The organism is Lacinutrix venerupis, from assembly GCF_003663945.1.
Taxonomy (GTDB): domain Bacteria; phylum Bacteroidota; class Bacteroidia; order Flavobacteriales; family Flavobacteriaceae; genus Lacinutrix; species Lacinutrix venerupis.
Genome location: NZ_RCCH01000007.1, coordinates 97,440 through 119,982, shown reverse-complemented (window position 1 = coordinate 119,982; position 22,543 = coordinate 97,440). Strand labels below are relative to the sequence as shown.

The 22,543-nt window shown below is 30.4% G+C and carries 15 protein-coding genes; 8 read left to right on the top strand and 7 right to left on the bottom strand.

What is annotated here, in order from left to right; genetic code table 11:
• Positions 1–4: 4 nt before the first annotated feature.
• Genes CLV86_RS11635 through CLV86_RS11625 form a run of 3 tightly spaced genes read right to left on the bottom strand, consistent with a single transcriptional unit; the run spans position 5 to position 2,793 of the window.
• Positions 5–535 carry an RNA polymerase sigma factor gene (locus tag CLV86_RS11635; protein WP_076732094.1) on the bottom strand — a complete coding sequence of 177 codons (531 nt, stop codon included), beginning with the start codon at positions 533–535 and terminating at the stop codon, positions 5–7.
• 54 nt (positions 536–589) lie between these two features.
• A complete protein-coding gene (murB, locus tag CLV86_RS11630; protein WP_121052537.1) occupies positions 590–1,603 on the bottom strand; it encodes a UDP-N-acetylmuramate dehydrogenase in 1,014 nt (337 codons plus the stop codon).
• Positions 1,603–2,793 (bottom strand): pyridoxal phosphate-dependent aminotransferase, encoded by a 1,191-nt coding sequence (locus CLV86_RS11625; protein ID WP_076732096.1) that lies wholly within the window; start codon positions 2,791–2,793, stop codon positions 1,603–1,605. The genes murB and CLV86_RS11625 overlap by 1 nt, the downstream gene beginning before the upstream one ends.
• 75 nt (positions 2,794–2,868) lie before the next feature.
• Between CLV86_RS11625 and CLV86_RS11620 the strand changes: the two genes are divergently transcribed.
• Positions 2,869–4,206 carry an aspartyl protease family protein gene (locus CLV86_RS11620; protein WP_249037475.1) on the top strand — a complete coding sequence of 446 codons (1,338 nt, stop codon included), beginning with the start codon at positions 2,869–2,871 and terminating at the stop codon, positions 4,204–4,206.
• Positions 4,207–4,255: 49 nt separating this feature from the next.
• On the opposite strand, the gene CLV86_RS11615 is transcribed toward CLV86_RS11620, so the two are convergent.
• A complete protein-coding gene (locus tag CLV86_RS11615) occupies positions 4,256–4,684 on the bottom strand; it encodes a DUF1573 domain-containing protein (protein WP_076732097.1) in 429 nt (142 codons plus the stop codon).
• Between the two features lie 187 nt (positions 4,685–4,871).
• Here CLV86_RS11615 and CLV86_RS11610 point away from each other — a divergent pair, with 187 nt between their 5' ends.
• Together CLV86_RS11610 and CLV86_RS11605 are read left to right on the top strand one after the other, a co-directional pair.
• Positions 4,872–7,508, top strand: a complete 2,637-nt coding sequence (locus tag CLV86_RS11610; RefSeq protein WP_121052533.1) for a valine--tRNA ligase — start codon at positions 4,872–4,874, stop codon at positions 7,506–7,508.
• Positions 7,509–7,740: 232 nt separating this feature from the next.
• The gene (locus tag CLV86_RS11605) at positions 7,741–8,421 is read left to right on the top strand and encodes a hypothetical protein (protein ID WP_121052531.1); all 681 of its coding nucleotides are present in this window, start codon (positions 7,741–7,743) and stop codon (positions 8,419–8,421) included.
• 94 nt (positions 8,422–8,515) lie between these two features.
• On the opposite strand, the gene CLV86_RS11600 is transcribed toward CLV86_RS11605, so the two are convergent.
• Complete coding sequence (locus tag CLV86_RS11600; RefSeq protein ID WP_121052529.1) at positions 8,516–15,067, bottom strand: alpha-2-macroglobulin family protein; 6,552 nt, start codon at positions 15,065–15,067, stop codon at positions 8,516–8,518.
• A gap of 174 nt (positions 15,068–15,241) precedes the next feature.
• Here CLV86_RS11600 and CLV86_RS11595 point away from each other — a divergent pair, with 174 nt between their 5' ends.
• Positions 15,242–16,189 (top strand): tetratricopeptide repeat protein, encoded by a 948-nt coding sequence (locus CLV86_RS11595; RefSeq protein ID WP_076732101.1) that lies wholly within the window; start codon positions 15,242–15,244, stop codon positions 16,187–16,189.
• Positions 16,190–16,360: 171 nt separating this feature from the next.
• Positions 16,361–17,716, top strand: coding sequence for a UDP-N-acetylmuramate--L-alanine ligase (locus CLV86_RS11590; RefSeq protein ID WP_121052527.1), 1,356 nt, complete (start codon positions 16,361–16,363; stop codon positions 17,714–17,716).
• Between the two features lie 287 nt (positions 17,717–18,003).
• Here CLV86_RS11590 and CLV86_RS11585 read toward each other — a convergent pair whose 3' ends face one another.
• Together CLV86_RS11585 and CLV86_RS11580 are read right to left on the bottom strand one after the other, a co-directional pair.
• Entirely contained in the window at positions 18,004–18,984 is a 981-nt protein-coding gene (locus CLV86_RS11585) for a TolB-like translocation protein (protein ID WP_121052525.1), read from the bottom strand.
• Between the two features lie 78 nt (positions 18,985–19,062).
• Complete coding sequence (locus CLV86_RS11580) at positions 19,063–19,653, bottom strand: FMN-binding negative transcriptional regulator (protein WP_121052523.1); 591 nt, start codon at positions 19,651–19,653, stop codon at positions 19,063–19,065.
• An 89-nt stretch (positions 19,654–19,742) separates the two neighbouring features.
• Here CLV86_RS11580 and radC point away from each other — a divergent pair, with 89 nt between their 5' ends.
• The 3 genes from radC (at position 19,743) to CLV86_RS11565 (ending at position 22,537) form a co-directional block, all read left to right on the top strand.
• Positions 19,743–20,441: a RadC family protein gene (radC, locus tag CLV86_RS11575; RefSeq protein ID WP_076732105.1), complete on the top strand. Its 699-nt coding sequence runs from the start codon at positions 19,743–19,745 to the stop codon at positions 20,439–20,441.
• 118 nt (positions 20,442–20,559) lie between these two features.
• On the top strand, positions 20,560–21,861 hold the full coding sequence (locus CLV86_RS11570) for a polysaccharide deacetylase family protein (protein WP_121052521.1): 1,302 nt from the start codon (positions 20,560–20,562) through the stop codon (positions 21,859–21,861).
• Positions 21,842–22,537: a YjjG family noncanonical pyrimidine nucleotidase gene (locus CLV86_RS11565; RefSeq protein ID WP_076732107.1), complete on the top strand. Its 696-nt coding sequence runs from the start codon at positions 21,842–21,844 to the stop codon at positions 22,535–22,537. Before CLV86_RS11570 ends, CLV86_RS11565 begins: the two co-directional genes overlap by 20 nt.
• The last annotated feature ends 6 nt before the right edge of the window (positions 22,538–22,543 follow it).

Sequence of the window (22,543 nt, the reverse complement as noted above, 5' to 3'; positions counted from 1 at the left end):
ACAATTAAGGGTTGTAAATTTTTTTTAATTCTCTTAATCCAATTTTTAATCTGGATTTAATTGTTCCTAATGGAATATCTAATTCTTCGCTTGCTTCTTGTTGTGTCATACCTTCAAAAAAAAGCGCGTTTAGCACTACCTGATATTTTAAATCTAAACTGCTTAAATGCTTTTGTATATCTAGCGTGTCTTGATTTAAACTCTTGGTCGTCAGCTTATATACGTTAGAATCTTCAATTTGGACTTCTTTTTTTATCTTATTGTTTAAAGAGCGTACTTTATCTATTGCCGAATTATAGAAAATACGGTATAACCATGTAAATAACTTAGCTTTATCTGGGTCATAAGTTTTTCCTTTTTTCCAAACTTTTATAAAGCTTTCTTGTAGTACATCGTGAGCAATGTCATCATCAGAAATAACTTTTTTTACTACACCTAGCAATGCACCAGAATAGTTTTCATATAGAAGTGAAATGGCTTTTTTGTCTCCATTTTTTAATAAAATTATTATATCTTGTTCAATTACAGTGCTCAAACTTTGTAGGTTCTTTTGTTTATTATTTTAACTTTAAGATTGCAAACTTATTGTTTATAAAATATTTACTTCTGCTTCAATAGAAATATTAAAGATACGATAAATTGTTTTTTGTATTAATTTAGAAAGTTCAAGTATTTCTTGCCCTTTTGCTCCTCCATAATTTACTAAAACTAATGCTTGTTTTTTGTGCACACCATAATTTCCAAAAGTTTTACCTTTAAAACCTGCTGTTTCAATAAGCCAACCTGCAGGAACTTTAACCTCTGTTTTTGAAACAGGATAGCTAGGAGCTTCTGGAAAATTAGTTTTTAATTGGTTAAATGCTTCTGTGGATATTATTGGATTTTTAAAAAAACTACCGCTATTTCCAATTTCTTTTGGATCGGGAAGTTTACTTTGTCTAATTGCTATTACTGCATTAGAAACATCTTGAATAGTTGGCGTAGTAATACCCATATTCTCTAATTGAGAAGTTATGGCTCCGTAATTAGTGTGTAATTGGTGGTTAGTTTTTGTAAGTTTAAAAGTAACACTAGTAATAATGTATTTACCTTTAACTTCATTTTTAAAAATTGAGTTTCTGTAACCAAAATTACAATCTTTATTATTAAAAGATTCAATTTTTAAGTTTTCTAAGTTTAATGCTTCGCAGGATATAAAATTATCTTTTAATTCTATACCATAAGCACCAATGTTTTGAATAGGAGAGGTGCCTACATTTCCTGGTATTAAAGACATGTTTTCTAAGCCGCCAAAATTATTACTTAAACACCAAAGTACAAATTCATGCCAATTTTCTCCTGCATTAGCTGTAATTATTGCGTGATTAGTATCTTCTTTAACAATAGTAATACCTTTTAAGTTAATGTGGATTACTAAAGCTTCTACATCTTTAGTTAAAAGCATATTGCTACCACCACCAAGAATTAATTTTTTAGGATAGTCTTTAACTTTTAAAACTTCAATTAATTCGGCTAATGTGTTAACAGATATAAAATACCTTGCATTAACCTCTATTCCAAAAGTATTAAATTTTTTTAATGATATGTTATGCTGTATTTGCACTAGTCTTTATATACTTTTAAAGCTTCTTTTAGAATGTTTACTGCTTTAATTAAACTTTCTTTGTTTAAAACATATGCAATTCTAATTTGATTTAAACCAACACCAGGAGTAGAATAAAAACCTGCTGCAGGAGCAACCATAATTGTTTCTCCATTAACGTCGAAATCTTCTAAAAGCCATTGAGCAAAAGCATCACTATTTTTTACTGGAAGCTCTGCTATACAATAAAATGCACCTTTTGGATTGGCAACTTTTAGACCTTCTACTTTATTTAATTCAGAAATTAAAGTGTTTCTTCTATCTACATACTCTTCAATAACATCGTCAAAATAACTTTGCGGTGTCTCTAAAGCTGCTTCACTAGCAATTTGTGCTAATGTTGGCGGACTTAATCTTGCCTGAGCAAATTTTAATGCTGTTTGTATAACTTGTTTGTTTTTTGAAACTAAACATCCTATTCTTGCACCACACATGCTATAACGCTTAGAAACAGAATCTATAACTATGGCATAATCATTCAGGCTTTCTTCTTGTAATATAGAGTAGTGTGTTGCTCCATCATAGGCAAACTCTCTGTAAACCTCATCTGCTATTAAAAATAGGTCGTGTTTTTTTACTATATCTGCTAATTTTTTTATTTCTTCTTTAGAATATAAGTACCCGGTTGGATTTCCTGGGTTACAAATTAATATACCTTTTGTTTTTGGTGTTATTAATTTTTCAAATTCCTCGATAGGAGGCAGTGCAAAATTGTTTTCTATTTTAGAAATAACAGGTACTACTTTTACACCAGAGGCTGTTGAAAATCCATTGTAATTGGCATAAAAAGGTTCTGGAATAATAATTTCATCATCTACGTCCATAATACTTCCAAAAGCAAATAAAAGCGCTTCGCTTCCTCCTGTGGTTACAATAATATCATCGTGATTTACATGAATGTCATTGTTAGCATAATATTTTGCTATTTTTTGTCTGTATTGTTCAGAACCTTCAGATCTTGTATAGGCTAAAATATCTAAAGAGTGTATTTTAACTGCGTCTAAAGCTACTTGAGGTGTTTTAATATCTGGCTGTCCTATATTTAAATGGTATACTGTTTTGCCTTGTTTGTATGCTTTTTCAGCAAATGGAACAAGTTTTCTTATAGGAGATTGTGGCATTAATTGCCCTTTTTTAGAAATCGATGGCATAGAATTAATTTTAAAAAACAAAGTTGCAAAAAAAAAGTCTAATCTATGTTAATAAATTTCTTAACTTCAATCACTATGATAATTAAATTGAGATTGCTTTTTATATTCTTATGGTTTCCAATACTTTGCTTTACACAAGGAAGTTATGTAATTAATAATAAAAAAGGAATAGATAAAATTAATTTCGAAATTATTAATAATGTTATAATTATTCCTGTTGAAGTAAATGGAGTTAAACTTTCTTTTTTGTTAGACACTGGAGTTAGTAAGCCAATTATATTTAATTTTTTAAAATCATCAGACTCTTTAGAAATTTTAAATGCCGAAAAAATTTACCTTAAAGGTTTAGGGAATAATGGTGAAATTGAAGCTTTAAAATCTTCTGGTAACACTTTTAAAATTGGAGATGCAGTAAATAATAATCAAGATTTTTATGTGATTTATGATTCTTCAATAAATTTTGCACCTAAACTAGGTGTGGCAATACATGGCATTATTGGTTACGATTTATTAAAAGATTTTGTTGTAGATATAAACTATAGTAAAAAGCAACTTAAGTTAACTGCTTTAGATGGGTATAAATACAAATCATGTAGTAGGTGCGAAAGCTTTGATTTAGAGTTTTATAATAATAAACCATATGTTAATATTGCTGTAGATATAGGGAGTAAAACTATTCCTGTAAAATTATTGATAGATTCTGGTAGTAGTGATGCATTATGGCTTTTTGAGAATGATAGTTTAGGTATATCTATTAAAGATAATTATTTCGACGATTTTTTAGGTTACGGCTTAAGCGGTAGTGTTCACGGTAAGCGTTCAAAAATTAATGCTTTGAAATTAAATAGCTATACTTTATATAATCCATTAGTAGCTTTCCCGGATAAAAGTTACACTTCTGTTTTAAGGGAGATAAAAGGTCGAAGAGGTAGCGTTGGCGGAGAAATTTTAAAGCGTTTTAATATTACTTTAGACTATAGTAAGCAACGTATGGTGTTAAAGCGAAATTTTAATTTTAATAAAGAGTTTAGTTATAATAAAAGTGGTATTGAAGTAGAAAATGAAGGTGTTAGATTAATTACAGAGTATGATAAAAATATTATTTCAAAAAACGAATTTTCAATGGATGGCGATATTATAAATGTTCAGGCTGTTTATGTAAATACGGGAAAATATGTAGCTAAAAAAGCATATACTGTTTCTTCGGTAAGAGCTAATTCTCCAGCCGCTAGGGTAGGAATAAGAAAAGGAGATATAATTACTAAAATTAATGGGCACGATACTTTAAAATACAGTTTACAAGAATTAATATTTCACTTTTATGGTAAAGAAGGAAAAAAAATAACGATGGAGTTAGAGCGTTATGGAATTAAATTTATCGCCATATTTAGATTAGAATCTTTAATAAAATAAAAAAGCCGAAAAAAAATTTCGGCTTTTATAAATTTTATGGAGTATAGATTTACTTTTCCATTACACTTTTACTTCTAGACTTTTCAAGTACACTTGTTTTAGAAGGATCTATAACTTCTCCTTTTATTTTTAAAGATACAGTTGGAGTTTCTGCATTAGATAAAACAGTAATTGTTTTTCTAATTGGCATTACACGTTTTGTGTCATATTTAACCTCAATTTCACCAGTTTTTCCTGGCATAATAGGTGCTTTAGGTTTTTTAGGTACAGTACAACCGCAACTAGAACTAACTTTAGATACAATTAATGGAGCGTCTCCAGTGTTTGTAAATTCAAATGTTCTTACGCCATCAGCGCCTTTTTCAATAGTTCCGTAATCAATTGTAGTCTCTTTAAATTCAATTTTTGCTACTTTTTCTTGAGCATTAATTGAAAATGTAATTAATCCGACAAATAATAATGTTATTAAATTTTTCATTTTATTTTGATTTATAATGGTTTTGTAAATTTAACTCCTTTTTCCTCTATCTGCAAAAATATTAGATGTAATGCAATCTCACAAGTACATTCAACTTATTTAACTATACATTAATACTCTTTAATATTTCGCAGAAACAGAAATATAAGTATTTTTGCTAATCAATATTCAAAAACTATTCCAAAGTATGAGCATTCCATCTAAATATGATGCAAAAACCGTAGAAAACAAGTGGTATAACTACTGGATGAAACATAATTATTTTCATTCTACACCAGACGAGAGAGAACCTTACACCATTGTAATTCCGCCTCCTAATGTTACAGGTGTATTGCATATGGGACACATGCTAAATAATACAATTCAAGATGTTTTAATACGTCGTGCACGATTACAAGGTAAAAACGCTTGTTGGGTGCCAGGAACAGATCATGCATCTATTGCAACAGAAGCAAAAGTTGTAGCGCGTTTAAAAGAGCAAGGTATAGATAAAAACAACCTTACAAGAGACGAGTTTTTAAAACATGCTTGGGATTGGACCGAAGAATATGGTGGCGTTATTTTAGAGCAACTTAAAAAATTAGGATGTTCTTGCGATTGGGAACGCACAAAATTTACAATGGACAACGACATGTCTGAAGCTGTAATTAAAGTCTTTGTAGATTTACACGAAAAAGGTCTTATTTATAGAGGTTACCGTATGGTAAACTGGGATCCTGAAGCCAAAACTACTTTGTCTGATGAAGAGGTAATACACGAAGAACGCCAAGGTAACTTATACTATATCAATTATAAAATTGAAGGAAGTGATAATACTTTAACCATTGCTACAACACGTCCTGAAACTATTTTTGGAGATACTGCAATTTGTATAAATCCAGAAGATGAGCGTTTTACTCATTTAAAAGGAAAAAAAGCAATTGTTCCTATTTGCGGAAGGGTTATTCCTATTATAGAAGACGAATACGTAGATTTAGAATTCGGTACAGGTTGTTTAAAAGTAACACCTGCTCATGATGAAAACGATAAAGTTTTAGGAGATAAACATAATTTAGAAGTAATAGATATTTTTAATGAAGATGCTACATTAAATAGCTTTGGTTTACAATTTGAAGGCCAAGATCGTTTTGTTGCTAGAAAAGCCGTTTCAAAATTATTAGAAGAAACAGGTGCTTTAGTTAAAACCGAAACACATATTAACAAAGTTGGAACTAGTGAAAGAACAAAAGCTGTAATCGAGCCAAGATTAAGCGACCAGTGGTTCTTAAAAATGGAAGAATTAGTAAAACCAGCTATAGAAGCCGTTTTAGGCGAAGATCCTGAAATTAAATTATTTCCAAAGAAATTCGAAAACACCTACCGTCATTGGATGGAGAACATTCGCGATTGGAATATTTCTAGACAGTTACTTTGGGGACAACAAATTCCTGCCTATTTCTATGGTGAAGGAAAAGAAGATTTTGTAGTTGCAGAGAATATAGAAAAAGCAGTTGAAAAAGCGCAAAAAGTAACTGGTAAAACAGATTTAAAAGCGGAAGATTTAAAACAAGATACCGATGCCTTAGACACTTGGTTTAGCTCTTGGTTATGGCCAATGAGTGTTTTCGATGGTATTCGTAATCCAGAAAACGAAGAAATAAAATATTATTACCCAACTAACGATTTAGTAACAGGTCCAGATATTTTATTCTTTTGGGTAGCACGTATGATAATTGCTGGTTACGAATATAAAGACCAAAAACCTTTTAATAATGTATATTTAACAGGTTTAGTTCGCGATAAACAACGTCGTAAAATGTCTAAATCTTTAGGAAATTCTCCAGATGCTCTAAAGTTAATTGACGATTATGGAGCTGGTGGAGTTCGAGTTGGTTTACTGTTAAGTAGTGCAGCAGGAAACGATTTAATGTTTGACGAAGCACTTTGCGACCAAGGTAAAAAGTTTGGAAATAAAATATGGAATGCCTTCAATTTAACAAACTTATGGGAAGTTAGTGATGCAATTGCACAACCAAAATCTAGTGAAATAGCTTTAAAATGGTACGAAGCTAAGTTTCAAACAGCATTAGTAGAAATAGAAGACCATTTTAGTAAATACCGTTTAAGCGATGCTTTAATGGCAACATACAAATTAATTTACGATGATTTTTGTGGTTGGTTATTAGAGATTGTAAAACCTGCTTACCAACAACCTATAGATGCTAAAACTTACAATAATGTAATGGCTATTTTTGAGGACAACTTAAAAATACTTCATCCTTTTATGCCATTTTTAACCGAAGATATTTGGCAATATATTTCAGAACGTACACCAGAAGAAGCTTTAATAATTGCAAAATGGCCAGAAGCAAAACCTATTAATAAAGAGCTTATATCTCAATTCGATTTTGCCTCAGAAGTTATTTCAGGAATAAGAACCGTTAGAAAAGAAAAAAATATAGCTTTTAAAGATGCTATTGGTTTTTCTGTAATAAATAATGAAAAAGCAAATACTGTTTTCGACGAGGTTATTTCTAAATTAGGAAATCTTGAAAGTATAGATTACGTTAATGAAGCCGTAGAAGGAGCATTAACCTTTAGAGTAAAATCTAACGAGTATTTTATACCTATGGAAGGTGCAATAGACGTTGAAGCAGAAATTATTAAATTAACGGAAGAATTAAAATACACCGAAGGATTCCTTAAATCTGTGCAAAAGAAATTATCAAACGAACGTTTTGTTGCAGGCGCACCAGAACAAGTAGTTGCAGCAGAGAAGAAAAAAGAAGCAGATGCTTTAGCTAAAATTGAAACATTAAATACAAGTTTAGCCAGTTTAAAATAGAACAGACATATTAAAACCTTAAAGCCTTTTCATTTTGAAAAGGCTTTTTTTGTTTACACTCTTGAGGTAATCTTATTTTTTTAATAAAATATTATGTTTTATTTCAACATTTGTTAAATAAAATTGTGATTTTGTTAATTATTATCAAAAATTTAAGACGATTTTACAATTCTTTTCTTTATTAAAGCATGTCATGGTTTTAACTTTGTACCGAACCAAAAAACTAAATATTATGAAAAATTTAAAAACATCAATATCGGTATTAGCAATGTCCGGATTAATTTTTACGTCTTGTATGGACGAAAATAAATCTAAAGACATGAAAGATATGGACGAAGAAAATAAGGTTGAAATGAATTCTGAGAAAGAAGATATGCTTAAAGAGAATACTTCTAATTCTGATACAGAACAAATGATGGCTTATAATAAAGTAACATCTGTAGATGGAGAAGTTGTTGAGCGTTCAATAAATAATGATGTAAAGGCTTTACAAATTAGTGGTTGGGACGGATTTAATGAATTATCTATCGAAATGAAGAAATTAGAGGATGCAGATTTAAATACAATGCAAACTGCATTACCAAATTTTGAAAGTACCATTGCGTCTTTAAGTACAACTAGACCAGAATGGATGATGACCGAAGAGATAAGTGAAGATATTGAAGATTTGCAAAAGGAATATAAAGCTCTTATGAGTTCAGATAATACTAATGAGAAAAAGTATAAAAGAGATCTAGAAGAGGTTAATGAAGCGTATGATGATTTAGTAGAGGAAATAAACGAAACATTTGATACTTACGTTAAAATAAACCGTAAGGCTAATGAGAAGCTAAATAAGAATGTTGATAATGCTAGAGAAAAATATAATAAGGAAATCAACAAATTAAACGAAGTAGCAGACGATAAAAAATAATAATTATCTATATTAGTTTAACACAAAAAAAACCTCGCATTTGCGAGGTTTTTTTATTGGGCTATTTTTTATAAAAATAATAATGTTTATGAAATTATTCAACCGTAATTCTACTGCCTTCACTATGGCTACTAAATTCAGGAGCATACATACTTTGTATGGTTGTAATACCATTACTCATATTTCCAGCATTACTTACTCGTAAATCGTATTCAAAAACATAAATGCCTTTTGGCAAATAATCGAAAAAGAAATTTGTTGATGCGTCTTTTGTAGCTTCATAATAGCCTAAACCATCTTGGTATTTGTATTGAGATAACACATTTACAGGTTCTAAACCTGCAGCTCGCATATCTTTCATGTGTACAAATTCCATAGCACGATCGCTACGTAATTCTATACGAATACGAACTAAATCTCCAACTTCAAGTTTGGTGTCTTTTGTAATATCTGTTATTACTTCACCTTTATCTGTATTCGTTTTTTTAAAGAGTTTTTTCTTCAGTTTTAAAGGTGTTTCAGCTGAGGTAATTTTGTCTAAATCTTCGAAATATTGCCAGTACATACTTCCCCAAGCAATACCATTTCCTTTTTTAGTAATTTTTACTTCGGCCATTTCTGGTTTAATTTCTTCACCATTCCAAGACGTTTTATAATAACCGGTTCCTGCTTCTATTTTTACAGCTTCTAATTTTGAAGGATTAATACTTTGTCCCCCAATAACAACCTCTACCATATCTGTAACACTTAACCAATCGCTACCTTGAAGCAATAGAGCATAAACCGCTTCGGTTGTGGCTTTAGTAGTTTTCCAACGGTTAGTTTGCTTATTTTTAAGTAACCAAATTTTAAGTTCGTCTATGGTTTCTAGATTTTTAGCTTCGCTCTGAATAATAGTTCCTGCTTCAGAGAATGCTTCAATCATTAACGCTTGAGTTTCAATAGGTGCTTGATACCAATGCCATGAACTAGTATTTGCTTTCCAATACATGCCTAATTCTTCGCTAGTAATACTTGTTTCTTTTAGAGATTTTAAAATTTTAGCAGAAGTTACTTCATCTTTCATTCTATAAGTGATTAATGCCATCATACCTTTTGCATATAAAGGTCTTTTTAACCAATAGTTTTTAATTTGAGAATGGTAATATTCCATAATCTCACGAACTTCTTCACTAGGTTTATTATTTGGAAAGAAGCTTCGCATGTATAAGTAATGTAATTGTGTGTAGCTTAATCTATCAATATTTAAATCGGCATCTTTATCGTATTTTCTAATGTCTTTATATTCTTGCACGAATTCTGAATCAAGATAATTTAGCGCTTTATCAATCATTTGAGACGTGTCGCCTGCGCTCGACGTGACATTTAATTTATCAAGATGTCCAAAACCGGTAATAATATGCTGTGTGATGTAACGGTTTTCGCGATAATCTCCAAACCAAGACCAAGCACCAGAAGACATTTGGTTTTGTTTTAATTTGTTTTTTGCTTTAGATAGTTCGTTATTCATTTTATTTAAATCGAATAACAACGCAATACGTTTTTTCTGTTCGGTTTCACTTTGCGCATCACGTAACCAAGGTGTTTCTTGAATTAAAATAGATTTCAATTCTTGATTCTTTTCTAAATTACTTAATAAAGCATCTGTATTTTTCCATTGGTTAAAGACCTCTTGAATTCTAGGATTCGAGTTTGCAATATGGCTTGCTAAAGCGTTGGCATAAAAACGAGAGAACGTTTGCTCGTTACACTCGTAAGGATATTCCATTAAATAAGGTAGAGCTTGCACTGCGTACCATGCAGGATTACTTGTCATTTCCAACGTTAACTTATGGTTTTTAAGTGTTGTTGAGGTATTGTTTTTAAGTTTATCTAAAGTGAATGTTTTGGTTTGGTTACTTCTAATCCACATTGGTAAACTCTCTGTTACTAACATTCTGTTTGTTAAAACAGGTAATGCATTTTGCTCACCATCGCTATAGTTACCAGATTTTGCTATTATTTTATATTGAATAGCTTGTACATTATCTGATACATTTAAATTCCAAGTGACGCTTGTACTACCTTTAGCATCTACAGTAAAACTTTTATTATTGTTAGCATTCGCTAATTGGTTATCTATAGATTTTCCAGTTAAAGCATCGAACAGCTGAAGCACAGCAACACCATTTAATTCCTTTTTAGTAAGATTAGATATTTTAGTAGATATACTAATTTGATCGCCTTCTCGTAAAAAACGTGGTACGTTTGGTAACACCATTAATTCTTTTTGGGTAACTGCTGTAAGTGATGTTGTAGCGTGTTCTAAAGTTTTAGTGTGTGCTAATAATTGTAATTTCCATTTAGTTAATGCTTCTGGTGTTGTAAAGCTAAAACTTACTTCGCCTTTTTCGTTTGTTTGTAATTGCGGAAAGAAAAATGCCGTTTCTTGAAGATTTTTACGGATTTTTACGTTATCGAAATTTGCGTTAGAATTTTTAGATGTGGTAACAATTATAACGCCATTTGCTGCTTTAGATCCATACAAAGCGGTACCTTCAGCTCCTTTTAATACATTTATTGAAACAATATTTTTTGGGTTTAAAGACTGAAGAATTTCATTTGTAGAAATTTCTCCATCAATTACAACTAAAGCTTTTTCATTTCCTGAAATAGAGCTATTACCACGAAGAGTTACTTTCTTTGAGTACATATTCCCTCTATAATAAGCAAAATCTTCTTCCTGCTCCATGACTGATGGATTAGATGCTTGTGTTAATTCATCAGCAGTTATCCTTTTTGTTGATGATGTTAGTTCTGCTTCTTTTTTTTCTGATCCCAAAGTAACAACCACTTGACCTAAAGAATTATCATTAAAATAGATTTTAAAAGTATTTTCTTTACCTATTGTTATTGTTTTCTGGTTGCCAACGTAGCTTAATGTTAATTTGTCGCCAGTTTTTGCATTAATAGTGAATGCACCATTACTGTCTGTTGTTGTTCCTTTTCTTTTTTCATTAACAATAACATTAACTCCAGCAATTGGTTGATTTCCACCATCGAAAACTAAACCTGTTACTGTTCCTGCTTTTAAATCCTTATCGTAAGTAGAAACAGTTTTTTGAAGTGATTTTAAATACTGTTGGTATTGCCATTTATTATTCAAATTAAAACCATACCAATTTAACTGGTCATATTGTTGTGTTTGAGGATAGTTTTTATACGATGTATTACGCTGCACATTAAAATTAGTATTCCCAAAACTTTTATAAGCATGACGTCTAAAGCTAGAGTAGTAGTTATAACGATAAATAGGATTAAAACTCCAGTTATGAGATTTAAACTCGTCTAAAGACGAATCGTACATACTTGCTAAAAGTTCAGCAGCTACTTTATCTCCTTTTGGTCCTTTAATTTTAAATTTCCAAGTCTCGTCTGTTCCTGGTTGAAGTTTCTCTCTAAAGGTTAATGTTTCAATTTCTAAATCGGTTTTAGGATAAGGCACATTTATTTTAACCGAATTGCTGTGAAAACTATTAAAAGCCGCAAAACTATAATGTACAACAAAACCACCAAGATCTTTTGAGGTTACAGGAATTTTTATGGTTTTACTGTTTCTATTAAGTTTTATTATTTCAGTTTTAACAATGTGGTGGTCTTTTTCAATATCCACAGTTACCCAAATATCATTAGCGGCTGTGGCAAATGTTAGTTCCACAGTTTCGTTAGTTGCATATTGCTCTTTATCTGTTGTAACACGAAATAATTGATTGTCTGCTAATACTTCATCTTTATCGCTATACACTCTCGTTTTAGCTTCGTCTTTTACATCTTGACCAAATTTGTCTTTGGTTTCTAGAATGACAATATATTCTCCAGATTGCCATTTTTTAATGTTTCCTAAATCTAATGCTGCAGATTTTTCGGTGTCAAATTTTTTCTCGTAAACTAACTCACCTTTTTCCCAGTTTTCAGTTTGGTGCTCGTTTGTATAAGCCTCGTGAGGAAAATGTTTTTTAAATTCGGTTTCGGTAAAATTTTGATAGTCTGGAGCATTCCAAGGTCTTGGACGTAGCACATGTTCTGGAGCTTTTAGTTTATAAATTTTTAATGTTCCTTTTGCAGGTACAAATTCTCCATTTAAGTTACGTGTATCTATTTCTACTTTATGGTCTTTATTAGTTTTGTCTAAAGTATTATTAATTGAAATAGTTGCGGTTAAAGCATGGTAGCCAACATTTACAATAGTTTTTGTGTTTCTTGTTTCGCCATTAATATCTGTAACATCAGCGGTAATCTCGTAATTAAAAATTGGTAAGCTTTTTTTGTCTACACTTTCATCTGGAATGGCTTTAAAAGTAATCTCATAATTTCCAGAAGCATCAGTCGTGGTTTCACCTTGTGTAATTTCTTGACCTTGATCTACAGTATTGTTTGGTCCTCTCCAATAATACCAACGTGGAAATTGTATATTTCGTTTTACACGATACACTACTTTTGCATTGCTAATAGTTGAGCCAGCAAAAGCTAAAGCTTCGCCTGTAACTTTTACACTGTCGTTAACTTTTATAGTTTCGGTAATAGGTTTAAAATTGGTTTCGAATTTTGGTCGTTTGTATTCTTCAACCAAAATATTAGTGTAGCCACTATTGTAGTTATTACCTTGTAAGCGAATAGAAAAATTACCAGTTAATCCGCCTTCTGGTAAAATAAATTCTCCAGTAACAGAACCATAATCGTTAGTTTTTAAATCGAGCTCTTTTACAGTTTCACCATTTACATTAAATAGCTTTGCTGTTATGTTTTGGTTGGTAACAACTTCAGATTTATTATCATGAGTTTTTATAGAAATACCTTTAAAATAAACCGTTTGTTCTGGTCTGTAAATACTTCTGTCTGTAAATACAAAGGTGTTATATCTTGGTTTTTCGTCTCTGTTTCTATCTCTGTAATAATTGTTGATATATAGGTTAGAGTAATAGGCAACATCACTAGAGGTCGAAATTTTTACTTGTATGTTATTTCGATTTTTTTTCGATTTGCTAATACTTAATTTTCCATTAGAATCTGTAGTTTTATTTATAGTTTCTACTTTTTCATTTCCATAAGTATAATCTAATTTAACTTTTGCATTTGCAATAGGAATTCCATTATTTCTATCTATAAATTGCAAGTGTTTTTTTGTAGAATCGTCGTACTCTAACATTGCAATATTAGTAACTTGTACTAAAGTATGCGCTGAGAAATTTTCTTTTAATGCTGAAGTGTTAGCAGTTATAAGGTAGCGACCATTATCTAACTTAGGCATTAAAATTTCTGTAGAATGTACCAGGTAATCTTTTTCATTTTTAAGTGAAGCATCCCATGTTTTATAAGTGTTTAGTCCAGCTATAAACTCTTTTTTTTCATCGTTTCTATAAATTTTAGAAAAAGTGTTATACTGTTTTTCTGTTAGTTTGTGAGCTTTAAGGTTAATGACGTCCAGTGCTTTATAAGTGACTAAAAGTTTTGCTTCGGTTTGAATGGGAAGTATTGTTTCTGTTAGTATTTGTAAACTTGGATTTTGCATGTTTTGTTTTAAAACATTACACTGTTCTGCACCTTTACTTTTTGGAAATTTTGAAATAGCAGCATCACAAATAGCAATTGCCTCCTTAATTTTCCAACGTGCATCTGGATTGGTTTTGGCATTATAAGCTAAAGCATGAGCGTTATAAATTGAAGCTAATTGAAAACTATATAAAGCAGAAACCTCGTGTGTTTTATGTTTTTCAATTTCAGCTTTAAGCGCGCTTATATAAATAGCATCTTTATTATTAAATGTAGCATACTGTTTTACAAAATTTAAGCGTTCTATATTAACAGTTGCTAAAGCATAAGGCTCTTTATCTTTTAAATGAAATTTTATAAGTTCTTGGTATAATTTTAAAGCATTAAACTCTAAAGAGCTGGTGTCTTTAGTCTCAATTTTTGAGGCAGCAAACGCACTTGAGGCAGATAGATATTGTGGGTTATCTATTATAAATTTATAAGCAGGTTTTGTAATATGTGTTTCTTGATGTTTGTAGAAAATAAGTGCATTGTGCGCTAAAAAATCGAATAATGTAGGTCTGTAAATTCTAGAATCTTTTTGCTTATGTATTATGGCATCAAAATTATCTAAATTGGTTTGTTGTAAAATTAAACCGTTATTAAGCGAGTTTTTATAGTGCAAGTGTACTTCTGCAAAAAGTGTCTCTAAATCCCAAGTTCTAAAATCGTTAGAATCGACTTTGTCATTTGTTTTTGTTCTGTTATAAAATTTCCAACGGTTTTGCTGGAAATATTGCCAATATAATGTTGCTAAAATATTCTCTAGAACGTTTTTAGTTGGCGCATTGCTTTTTTTAATTTCAGCTTTAAAAGCTTCAATAATATTAAGTTGTGCATCTTCTTCAAGCGTAAGCATGAATTTACTTTTAAACAACATAATTTTAACAAGCTGCGACGCATTGTTTTCGGCTTTCGCTTTGTCTTCAATAACTTCTAAAGCTTTTAATGCCGATTTAGGCAAGCCTTCAATTTCAAAATTTTCAACATCATTCCATAATTTGGAATAGTTGTTGTCTTGAGAAAAGGACGTATTAGCAAAAAGAATAATCATTAATATGGAAACTATTTTGTTCATTTTATACATTTTTGAAGCAATATAATTGGAAAGCTAAATTTATAAAACACTAAATGTGTAACACAAGCGTTTGAATGAGTAAACTAAGCGATTTTAAAAGTAAAGCTTTTATTTTCTTTCTAAAAATCAAAAACAATACCAATAGATGATTATTTTAGCTTTGATTTATAAACTATGAAAAAAATACTATTTATTTTAATATTAAGTCCCTTATTGTTAATAGGACAATCAAGTTTAACCGATGCAGAAGCATTTATTAAAGATAAAAATTTCTCTAAAGCAGAAACCGTTTTAATTAATTATTTAAACACGAATCCTACCAATTTAAAAGCAACCGAATTATTAGGAGATGCTTACGGTCATCAAAAAAAATGGGATGATGCCATAATATATTATAAGCAGTTAGTTGAAGCTAAACCTAGCGAAGCAAATTTTCATTATAAATATGGAGGCGCTTTAGGTATGAAAGCTTTAAGCGTTAGTAAAATTAGAGCTTTAGGTATTATAGGAGATGTAAAAAGTTCTTTCTTAAAAGCAGCAGAGTTAGATTCACAACATATAGACACACGTTGGGCTTTAGTAGAATTGTATATGCAATTACCAGGCATTGTTGGTGGTAGTAAAAATAAAAGTTTAAAATATGCGAATGAGCTTGAAAACCTTTCTAAAGTCGATGGTTATTTAGCCAAAGGTTATATTTATGAGTATGATAATGAACCAGAACTAGCCGAAGAATTCTATAAAAAAGCAATAAAAGAAGGAGGTTCTATTACCTGTTACGATAAGCTAACAAAACTCTACGAAAAGGAAGGTAAATCTACCGAAGCCATTTCTAACCTTGAAGCAGCGCATGTAAAACACAAACGTAACGCTATGCACTACCAAATAGGGAAAGTGTGTGCAGATTATAACGTACAATTAGAAAAAGGAGAATTTTGCCTTAAAGTTTATATCGAAAATTATACTGCTAAAGACGGTGTGCCAAAAGCATGGGCTTATTACAGGTTGGCACAAATTAATAAACATAAAAACGATAAAAGCGAAGCACTTAAATGGATTGATAAAGCAATTACAGACCTTCCAAAAATTGAAGTTTTTAAAACATTTAAAGCCTCTATTTAATAATTTTTAAAATTTGGGCGTTACCTAAAGGTCGGGCTTTCACTACTCGCTTTTTTTGAGAAAAACAAAAAAGAGCTCAAACATACCGTTCAATCCCTAACGCAGAAATCCTTGCACTTTATTAAAATTTAGTATTACAATTCATATCTTTACAGTCCATTAAAAAACTCTATGAACGTACATTTTATAGCCATAGGAGGCAGTGCTATGCATAACCTTGCATTAGCATTACATAACAAAGGATACCAAGTAACAGGAAGTGACGATACTATTTTCGAACCATCAAAATCTCGATTAAAAAGTAAAGGTTTATTACCAGAAACTTTTGGGTGGTTTCCAGAAAAAATAACACCTACTTTAGATGCTATTGTTTTAGGTATGCATGCAAAAGAAGATAATCCTGAGCTATTAAAAGCACAAGAATTAGGCTTAAAAATATACAGTTATCCAGAGTTTCTATACGAGCAATCTAAACATAAAACCCGAGTAGTAATTGGAGGAAGTCATGGTAAAACAACCATAACCTCTATGATTTTGCATGTTATGCACTATCACGATCGCGATGTCGATTACATGGTTGGTGCACAATTAGAAGGTTTCGATGTTATGGTAAAACTAACCGAAGACAACGATTTTATTGTACTTGAAGGCGATGAGTATTTAAGCTCACCAATAGACAGACGACCAAAATTCCATCTCTACAAACCCAATATTGCATTACTAAGCGGTATTGCTTGGGACCATATTAATGTGTTTCCTACATACCAAAACTACGTAGAACAGTTTAGTATTTTTGTAGACTCTATTGTACAAGGCGGAAGTATAAATTATAACGAAGAAGACGCTGAGGTTAAAAGAGTAGTAGAAGCTAGCGAAAACCCAATTAGAAAAATAGCTTACCAAACACCAGAATATACAGTTGAAAATGGTGAAACATTATTAGAAACGCCAGAAGGACCTTTGCCAATAGAAGTTTTTGGAAAACATAATTTAAACAACCTTGCTGGCGCAAAATGGATATGCCAACACATGGGCATCGACGAAGACGATTTTTACGAAGCCATTTCAACCTTTAAAGGAGCAAGTAAACGTTTAGAAAAAATTGCCGAAAGTAAAACCAGTGTTGTTTATAAAGATTTTGCACACTCGCCAAGTAAGGTTCAAGCGACTACTAATGCTGTTAAAGAGCAATACCAAAATAGAACTCTAGTAGCTTGTTTAGAGTTACATACTTATAGTAGCTTAAATGCCGAATTTTTAAAAGAGTATAAAGGTGCACTAGATGCAGCAGATGTTGCTGTTGTTTTTTACTCTCCGCATGCGGTAGAAATTAAAAAGCTAGAAGAGGTAACACACGAGCAGATAGCTAGTGCTTTCGAGCGCGACGATTTAATTATTTATACCAATCCAGAGGAGTTTAAAGACTTTTTATTTTCTCAAAATTTTAATGAGAAAGCATTATTATTAATGAGTTCTGGAAATTATGGAGGATTAGATTTTGAGGCTTTAAAGGCGTTGGTTGGGTAAGTTTTTGAAAGGTAAGTTTAACGGTTTAGTGTGTGAGGAATTTCGAAAGGAAAATCAGATGCAGCAAATACGCAACTACCTTTGTTTTAGTACTAAACTGCAATTGTTTTAATACATTGTTGTAAGCAGTTTTTTATTCAATCATTTTCACAACTTGCTCAAATCCGTCGCTTAATTTATTATATATTTCTTGAACAATTGTTTTGTTTAAAACTTTTTTTAAAGTCAAGCTCTATAATAGTAAGTAACAATCAGTTTTACGCTGTATTTTAAAGTGTTAGTATTTGTTATTCTAATTGGTCAAATCCTATTTTATAAATATTTCCATAACTATTTAATGGACTATTAGAAAGTGATTTTAATTCTTCTACACTTTCTATTTTTTTATCATTAATCGGTTTTCTTTCACTTGTAAAATAAAAGTTTCGTGAGTTCCAATCTACAAACGGACAATAATCTAATTTATCTGAATTTATAGTTTTCCCTAAGTTTTTAGATGCCGTCCATTTACCCAAACTGTCTTTACGACTAATGTACAAATCTCCACCTCCAAAACCATCTGCTCTACCAAATGAACTAAAAATAAGTATGTTTTCTTCAGGGTTTATATAGGCATTAAATTCAAACGCAGTTGTGTTTATTTCTGTAGGTAATGGTTTAGGAGACTGAAATTTATTTTCTTTAAATTCAGAAATAAAAATATCTTCTCTTCCCACACCAGAAGCTTTTGTAGCTGTAAAATATAAATTTCCATTATTGCTTAAAGATGGATAAAATTCATCGTTTTTAGTATTTATAATAGAATCTAAAGCAACAGGATTAGACCATTTATTGTTTATACGGTCGCTATACCAAATATTATAATCGGTCCTTAAAGTGTCATTATAGATTGGCCTGTTAGATGCAAAATATAATCGGTTTCCATTGTTACTATAAAATGGTTCTATATCTTGATATTTTCCTGATATGTTTAATATTTGTGGTTCAGTCCACTCGTCACTATTTTGTGATAAGTAAACAAGACATCTTCTATTCTGTTTATAATCACCTAAGGTATAAATAAGTTCATTACCTTGAGGAGAAATAGCCATATCTCTTTCATATAGAGGTGTAGAAATTACATGTTCTGCAAACAATGTTAATTGCTTTGCAGTTGTTTTAATATTTATTGTATTTGTAATTAATTTTTCCTGTTTTTTAGATTTTGTTTTACAATTAAACAGAACGATTGGAAATATAAAAATTACTATGTATTTTGTTTTAAACACTATTTTGGATGGTTTATTATAGATTAAATGTTAGCCGAATTTCGCCTTTTTTCCATATTAAGCAAAATATAACACTAATTAAAAAACACTATTTAAAAATTGCTTAATACTTTCTTGGTTTGCACGAATCAATTCTGCTCTTGCATTTTTAATATCCTTTGGATGTTTGTCTTGAGACAGTTTAAATTTGCCTTCCCAACTGTTAATTTCTATCTCAAATAATTTTATGTATTTAAGGTTAGCATCTAATCTTGGGTTTTCTGGTTCTAACACATATTTATGGTCTGGAGACTCAAGAAACTCTGTCATTGTAATTAAGGATTCTTTTAAAGCGTTAGTATTTTCAATAGCATTTACTTTTCCTTTTATGTGTACTCTTATATAATTCCATGTTGGTAATTGCGTAGTAGTATAAATACTTGGTGAGATGTAACATTGCGGACCATTAAAGAGCACTGTAATATCATTATTGTCTTTTAGTAAGTCGGTTTGCGGATTGTAAATATCTATATGTCCAACTAATTTATCGTCTTTAAAAATTAAAGGTAAGTGTGTAATTAAAGGCTCGTTATCTTTTACCGAAATAATAGTTGCTAAAGGATAGGTTTTAATCACTTCTACTATGTGAGTTCTATTGTTGTCTTGATGATGTTTCGGTGGATATTTCAATACTAGTTTTATTATTGTAAAGGCTAGTTACCTTTTAATTAATTATAAAATTTTAATGGACTTAAATTTACAATAATTATATTTACTACATGACAGAAAAAGACGCTTCGTTTTCTATAAAAAACTGGTCGCAAGACGACCAGCCTCGAGAAAAACTACGAGATAAAGGTAAAGCAAGTTTAAGCGATGCCGAGTTGGTGGCTATATTAATAGGTTCTGGAAATAGAGAGGAGAGTGCAGTAGCATTATGCAAACGTATTTTAGCAAGTACAGAAAATAATTTAAGCGAACTTGGTAAGCTATCTATAAAACAGCTTACGCAATTTAAAGGTATTGGTGAAGCGAAAGCCATTTCTATAATCGCAGCATTAGAATTAGGTAGACGTAGAAGAGGCGTAGAGGCTTTAGAACGTAAAAAAATTACGTCTAGTAAATCGGTTTTTGAATTCTTACAACCAGTAATTGGTGAGTTACCACATGAGGAGTTTTGGATTGTTTACTTAAATAATTCTAATAAAGTAATACAAAAAAACCAATTAAGTAAAGGTGGTATAACTGGCACTTTGGTAGATGTGCGTTTGGTTTTAAAAACAGCTTTAGAGGTTGGAGCAGTAGGTCTTGTATTGGCTCATAATCATCCTTCTGGAAACTTAAAACCAAGTGAAGCCGATAAACAACTTACCCAAAAATTAAAAACAGCAGCAGAAAGTTTAGATATTAAAGTTTTAGACCATTTAATAGTAACAGAAAACGCATATTTTAGTTTTGCCGATGAAAATATTCTTTAAAGATATAGTGTAGTTATTACGACTATATTATAAATATAAGTAACAATTAAGATGCTTTTATTACTTTTGAGACTATTGTTTTAAAAAAGCTAACCGTTCTAGAATATTGCAATTAAATATGCTATTAGTTTATACACATAAAATTACACCTAGATTGCGTTATATCTTTAAGCAGGTTTGTACCCGAATTTTAGATATACCAGTTAGTTTTACTACCACAATCGAAGAGTTTATTGCACACGATAGCTTAAAAATGTCTTATACAAGACAGCCTTTAGGAAAAGAGTTTTTTATACGTTCTAACGAGTTACTTTTCGAACAAGGCTTAAGCGATATAGAAACAAAAGTAAGTGATTGGAAAGACACAAAATGTTTTTTTTCTAATGGAGAGCAAAGCGCTTTACCTTTCGATATTTTTGCCGCTTCTTTTTATTTATTAAGCCGCTACGAAGAATATTTACCACACGTTAAAGATGAATTTGGACGATTTACTGCCGAAGAAAGTTTAGCTTTTAACAATGGATTTTTAAGACAGCCAGTTGTAGATATTTGGGCTTATAAATTTAAAAAAGCTTTACAAGAACAATATCCAGATTTTACATTTGAAGAAAGAGATTTTAAAGTAACACCTATTATAGATGTTCCAAAAGCTTATAGTTATAAATTAAATGGAATAATGAGAACTATTGGTGGTACATTAAGTGATTTTTTTCGATTAAGGTTAAAAAACGTTTACAAACGGTACTCTGTTCTATTTGGTTTAAAACATGATCCTTTTGATACTTTTAAGTATATTATAAACAAACAAAAGCAAGTTAAATTTAAATTTATTTTCTTTTTTTTAGTAGGTGATTTTTCTACTTACGACAAAAATATTAATGTACAAAAAAGTAAATTTGTATCGTTAATAAAGCAAGTAGGAGACTACTCTAAAATTGGTTTGAAAGCCTCTTTTTTTGCTTTAAATAATATTTCAATTCTTAAAACCGAAAAACTAAGAATGGAATCTATTATTAATCAAGATTTAAAAGCATCAAGGCAATCTTATTCTAAATTAAATTTACCAGAATCTTATAGAAATCTTGTGGAATTAGAAATAACCGAAGATTATACTATGGGTTATATAAACCATATAGGATTTCGAGCCGGAACGTGTACACCTTTTTTCTTTTACGATTTAGATTACGAAGTACAAACACCACTTCGTATTAATACTTATCACGTTTTAGATTATGCGTTATTAAAATACCAATCGTTATTAGATAAAAAAATGCACCTAAATCAAATTATTAGCGCAGTAAAAAATGTAAATGGAGAATTTGTTTCAGTTTTTCATAACTATACATTTAGTGCTTCAGAAACTTGGAAAAATTATAAAGAGCTTTTTAATATTATTTTAGATGCCGCAAATAAAAAATAAAATAACCGATATATTTTTTGATCTAGATCATACACTATGGGATTTTGATAAAAACTCTGCTTTGACCTTCGACATAATTTTTAAAAAGAATAACGTCGACTTGGATTTAGAACGTTTTTCAGAAATATATAAACCTATAAACCTTAAGTACTGGAAATTATATAGAGATGAGAAAGTATCTAAAAGTAAATTAAGATACGGAAGGTTGAAAGAAACTTTTGATGCTTTAAAAATTAAGGTTGAAGACCGTGTAATTAATCAGTTATCAATAGATTATATAAATTATTTAACAGAATACAATTATGTTTTTGAAGGTACTATTGAAATTTTAGAGTACTTAAAACCAAAGTATAAGTTACACATAATTACTAACGGTTTTAAAGAAGTACAGCAAACAAAATTAGAAAAATCTAATATTGCACACTATTTTAGCACAGTTACAAGTTCTGAAGCTGTTGGTGTAAAAAAACCTAATCCTAAAGTGTTTAATCACGCTTTAAAAATAGCTAATATTACAAAAGAAAATGGTATAATGATTGGTGATAATTATGAAGCCGATATTCTTGGAGCATTAAACATAGGTTTAGATGCTATATGTTACAATTACCATAATGTAATTTTAGAAAAAGAAATAAAAGAAATTAAACATTTACTAGATTTAAAAAAATACTTATAAATATTA

What these genes read in the sequence shown, in the direction of transcription:
- CLV86_RS11625 (WP_076732096.1), bottom strand. Translation starts at nt 2,793, where the DNA reads ATGCCATCGATTTCTAAAAAAGGGCAATTAATGCCACAATCTCCTATA.
- CLV86_RS11620 (WP_249037475.1), top strand. Translation starts at nt 2,869, where the DNA reads ATGATAATTAAATTGAGATTGCTTTTTATATTCTTATGGTTTCCAATA.
- CLV86_RS11615 (WP_076732097.1), bottom strand. Translation starts at nt 4,684, where the DNA reads ATGAAAAATTTAATAACATTATTATTTGTCGGATTAATTACATTTTCA.
- CLV86_RS11610 (WP_121052533.1), top strand. Translation starts at nt 4,872, where the DNA reads ATGAGCATTCCATCTAAATATGATGCAAAAACCGTAGAAAACAAGTGG.
- CLV86_RS11605 (WP_121052531.1), top strand. Translation starts at nt 7,741, where the DNA reads ATGAAAAATTTAAAAACATCAATATCGGTATTAGCAATGTCCGGATTA.
- CLV86_RS11600 (WP_121052529.1), bottom strand. Translation starts at nt 15,067, where the DNA reads ATGAACAAAATAGTTTCCATATTAATGATTATTCTTTTTGCTAATACG.
- CLV86_RS11595 (WP_076732101.1), top strand. Translation starts at nt 15,242, where the DNA reads ATGAAAAAAATACTATTTATTTTAATATTAAGTCCCTTATTGTTAATA.
- CLV86_RS11590 (WP_121052527.1), top strand. Translation starts at nt 16,361, where the DNA reads ATGAACGTACATTTTATAGCCATAGGAGGCAGTGCTATGCATAACCTT.
- radC (WP_076732105.1), top strand. Translation starts at nt 19,743, where the DNA reads ATGACAGAAAAAGACGCTTCGTTTTCTATAAAAAACTGGTCGCAAGAC.
- CLV86_RS11570 (WP_121052521.1), top strand. Translation starts at nt 20,560, where the DNA reads ATGCTATTAGTTTATACACATAAAATTACACCTAGATTGCGTTATATC.
- CLV86_RS11565 (WP_076732107.1), top strand. Translation starts at nt 21,842, where the DNA reads ATGCCGCAAATAAAAAATAAAATAACCGATATATTTTTTGATCTAGAT.